Source organism: Aeromonas sp. A35_P (assembly GCF_002259925.1).
In the GTDB taxonomy this organism is placed as follows: domain Bacteria; phylum Pseudomonadota; class Gammaproteobacteria; order Enterobacterales; family Aeromonadaceae; genus Aeromonas; species Aeromonas dhakensis.
Map to the genome: position 1 here is coordinate 1 of NZ_NEVB01000145.1, position 4,052 is coordinate 4,052.

Here is a 4,052-nt window from a genome sequence, read left to right on the forward strand (position 1 = left end):
CCTTCTTCGTGGGGGCGCTCAAGGGGGTTGGCAAGGTGTATCTGCAAACCGTGCTGGACTGCTACAGCCGCCACGCCTGGGGACGGCTCTACACCAGCAAGCTGCCGGTGACCTCGGTTCATGTGCTCAATGAAGCGGTGCTGCCGTTCTTCGAAGCCCATGAGGCACGGGTCTATACCATCCTGTCGGATAACGGACGCGAGTTCTGCGGACGTCCTGACCATCACCCCTACGAGCTGTTCCTGCAACTGGAGGGCATTGAGCACAGAACCACCAAGGTGCGCAGGCCGCAGAGCAACGGTTTTATCGAACGGCTGCATCGCACACTGCTGGATGAACACTTCCGTATCAAGGGGAGGACGACCTGGTATGAATCGGTAGAGCAGATGCAGACAGACCTGGATAGCTACCTGGAGCACTACAACACCCAGCGGCCACATCAGGGCAGGATGATGGAGGGACAGACGCCTTACAGCATGTTCAAGAAGGGTCTGAAATTGATACCGAAGGAAGTGCGCACTAAAGTAGCGTAAACAAGACACCGGTTTGAGGCCGGTGTCAGGTGATAACTAGATCTGTACACTCTGAGTGTTGTCAGATAGCCTTCAAGTTTTTTCTCTGCAGCTAGCAACTTAGCGGTCAACGCTTCTGCTTCGGCCTTGGTTCGGCGCGTCTCTGCGTCCACATTCATTTTACGCTTTGCGACTTCGCGTGCAGCTTGGGCTGCCGCATCGCCTTGCATTTGCATTTGCATAGAGATCCCGAGCCTGAGGCCACCGTTTGCAGCCTTGATAAGTTCGTGCTCCGTATAGACTCGCTCTTTGCGCAGCAGCCCGACCTCCTTTCCCTCGATGTCTTTAAAAACAGCATCTTGCTCCTCTGCTGTCGGTTTGCGGGTGGAGACTCCTGCCCGTTCTGCAGAGAGAATCGCTTGCTGGGCAGCCTGCTGAGCTACCCATTCTGCGCGAGTTAGACGTTGACGCTTTGGCCCAAGCCGAGCTAACCCGAACTCCCGACCCACAGCTTGATAAAGTCGGTCTTGCCAATCTCTCATTGCATGGTTGTGGGCGTACTGTTGAGCTGCTTTGGTTTCTCCCTTACGCTTTGCTTCGGCTGCCGCAGCTCTGCCCTGGTGGAGATCGTTGAAAATTTGTCCGGGCTTGGGGACTGCGTAGAAGTGTATGTGCGGGTGCTGTTCATCCTGATGCTCGATCACCGACACCAGATTTTCCCCATATTCGCTCTTGAGCCACGCCAGAGCCTTCTCTTTGAATTCTGGCCACTCGTCTCCCTGCCTAAGGGTAGCTAAGAACTCCTGCAAGGAGTACAGGGGCATCTGAGCGGAGCTTCCGACCTCTAGCGTCTTTGGCCTGCGCGCCCCATGCTTCAGCCTGTTCCACAGCTTCAGAGGGGGAGCAGCCAAAGACCCTGATCGGCTCCTGTGGTTGTTCGACGTGCATACAGTGCTCTCGTTTTCTCTCGGCCTCTGCTGCTACATCTCGTATGCTCCATGCCCCTTTCTGTGGCTTCCTGGCATATGCTTCTACGTGCCCAAACTGGTACATTGTGCCCTCTGCTAACTGACTATCAATCTGAGTTCAAATGAGTTTTTTGTAATGGCAGCACAAGTAAAGTAACCGACTATTACATATCACCTTTCCGCTTCGCTGGAAGGTCGATATGTGTCGGCCCTGCGGGGCTAAAGCTGCCGCGCTGCGCTTGCCTCCCACTCGGCTCTGGCAGAAACTCCCTTCGAGAGTTTCTGCCATCACGAGATGGGCTCATGGTTGGCAACATGCATCTGTAGTTCGACCCGCTATCTTGGAGTAACAGTTACCTTTTCCGGTTCTATTCCTGCAGCTAGCTGCCCCCGCATTTCGCGGCAGAGCTCGTGGTAAATCCCGTTCACGTGCTCTTTGTTGGCCAGTGGGCTATTCGGGTTTGACTCGCGGATCTCGTCAAGCATCAGCTTAGTGACTTCCAGCCACGCCTGGCGCTGTAACCACTGTTCTGCTGTGTCGTTGATTTGCTGCTCCAGTTGTCCCCGCATCGTCTTAGCTTGACGCTTCCAAATCGCCGTGACTTGCTCCTGATCGTCTTGTCCCGCCTGATACCCAAGGAAAAGGCCATCGTTCAATCTATCCGACATAACACACCTCATAGAGTTTTTTCAGTACCGAATGACGGGGTTTTAATCGACTGTTGCAGTGACTCGCGGTTGCCGCCATCTGCCTTGGTTTGCTTTGATACATCACGAGCTGCGGAAAGCCCTGTAGTTTGCAGGTTACTGCCTACTGTAGACATGCCGCTTCTAACTTCGCCCTCGATGCGCTCAGAACCACCCAGACCCGCAACAGAGCGACCCAGCCACAACATGACACGATCCGGCAGCCAGTGAACCAGGGCAAAACAGGCATGAGTCAGGCCCATCATCAACAGCACGTAGACAGAGACGATCCCCACAAACTTCACGATCCCGACGACACTACCTGATTGAGCACCCGCCACCATTGGCATGAACGTATCATTCACTACACCGGCCATCGCGTTGCATAAGCCGATTGATACAAAGACCGCGATCACCATCAACATCGGTTTAATCACAATGCTGGCCAGCATTCGATACCCCTCTCCAGCAGTCCCGATCTCTTCTTCGCCGTAGGGGGAGATATGCGCAGCGGCAAACAAAGGGGCTGCAATCACAGCCTCAACAACCGACAGCAGCCAATTCAGAACGGCCATGGTCCATACCATGGCGGGGATGAGAGGGATATACACTGACAGCATCAAGCCAAGCCCCATCATAGAGACGATCAGCATCGTGATAGTACCGCCAGCGGAGGCCAACGCAGAGTTCAAAGAGAAACCCAGCCCCGCCGTCCACTCTGTGGCTTTAGCACCAGCAACTCCGGAAGCGGCGGCCACGGCCACCAATGAGCCTTCTGCTGCCAACAAGAGGTTATCACCCAGCGCCCGCATCTGGGTCATGTGCGAAAGCGTCCCGCCCGCAGCTTGCTCAGTAGTGATCCTCGCTGCGCTCATGAACGTTTTTGAGAGGAAATCGGCAAACGCTTCTGGGCCATCAGGCTCCGGCAGCCCTGAGCGGTTTTCATAAGCCTGGGCAAGAGTATCCTGGCTATTTCTCGCCATAGCATCTACTAAGGTCAGATAATCCCTGACGGTACGCGAACTCACATCATCGAAGCGAGTAGCGATATCCAATGGGCGGATTTGGGGCAGCGAGTTGATAGCCTGTTGTACAGCATCGTTCCAGCGTCCGATATGTCCGATCCAAGTACCGGCATAGAAGAATCCGCCGTCAGAGGCTTGGTTCACAAACTGCTCCATCGCCTTCTCGTTCGTCTGCTCTACAGCCTGTGCCGCAGCGGCCCGCATCGTAGCATTGTAGCGATTGGCCAGCTCCTGGATCAGTGAGTCAGAGGGGCGGATACCAGAGTTAACAAGGGCCTCTGCTGGGCCTCTGGTAGCAGACAACAAATCCGAGATCGCCGCGCTGTGAGCGGCCATGACGGCATTCGTGATCATCCGTGAGTCTTTATCTCCGACCGTTTGCCGTTTCCAAGTAAACCCACCGCATACAGGGGAGCCCTCCCCAGGGATACCCCACTGAATTTCCGTCACTGGCACATTCTGAGAAAACCAGCCAACAGAATAATCGGTGGGAAAGTGCGAACAAGTCCTTGATGTGAGATCATGAACCCCACTTGGCATCAGGGATGAGGTTCAGCATGAGTCACCAGCTCACCTTCGCGGACTGCGAGTTCAATGGCAAACGCCGTAAAACCCGTAAAGAGATATTCTTGGCTCGCATGGAGGCTGTGCTCCCATGGCCAAGGATGCTGGGGGTCATCGAACCCGTCTATCCCAAAGCTGGTAACGGGCGTCGTCCCTACCCACTCGATACCATGCTCCGCATTCACTGTATGCAGCAGTGGTACAACCTCAGCGACGGCGCCATGGAGGACGCACTCTACGAAATTGCCTCAATGCGTCTGTTTGCCAAACTCTCCCTGGACCAGGCTATCCCTGAC

Annotated in this window: 4 protein-coding genes and 1 pseudogene; 2 read left to right on the forward strand and 3 right to left on the reverse strand. The window is 55.0% G+C overall.

The genetic code is table 11. From position 1 onward, the window contains the following. Nucleotides 1–533, forward strand: a pseudogene (locus CAK78_RS09800) (IS481-like element ISAs19 family transposase); the annotation flags it as partial. On the opposite strand, the gene CAK78_RS22650 reads toward CAK78_RS09800, so the two are convergent. The 3 genes from CAK78_RS22650 to CAK78_RS09815 form a co-directional block, all read right to left on the reverse strand. Then, entirely contained in the window at nt 470–1,336 is an 867-nt protein-coding gene (locus CAK78_RS22650; protein ID WP_141214164.1) for a plasmid recombination protein, read from the reverse strand. The pseudogene CAK78_RS09800 and the gene CAK78_RS22650 overlap by 64 nt on opposite strands. Nucleotides 1,337–1,816: 480 nt before the next feature. Then, nucleotides 1,817–2,149, reverse strand: coding sequence for a hypothetical protein (locus CAK78_RS09810; protein WP_254924745.1), 333 nt, complete (start codon nt 2,147–2,149; stop codon nt 1,817–1,819). An 8-nt stretch (nt 2,150–2,157) separates the two neighbouring features. Next, nucleotides 2,158–3,732, reverse strand: coding sequence for a DotA/TraY family protein (locus tag CAK78_RS09815; RefSeq protein ID WP_254924746.1), 1,575 nt, complete (start codon nt 3,730–3,732; stop codon nt 2,158–2,160). 17 nt (nt 3,733–3,749) lie between these two features. Between CAK78_RS09815 and CAK78_RS09820 the strand changes: the two genes are divergently transcribed. Next, the coding region (locus tag CAK78_RS09820; protein ID WP_141214098.1) for a transposase at nt 3,750–4,052 on the forward strand (303 nt) is incomplete at its 3' end.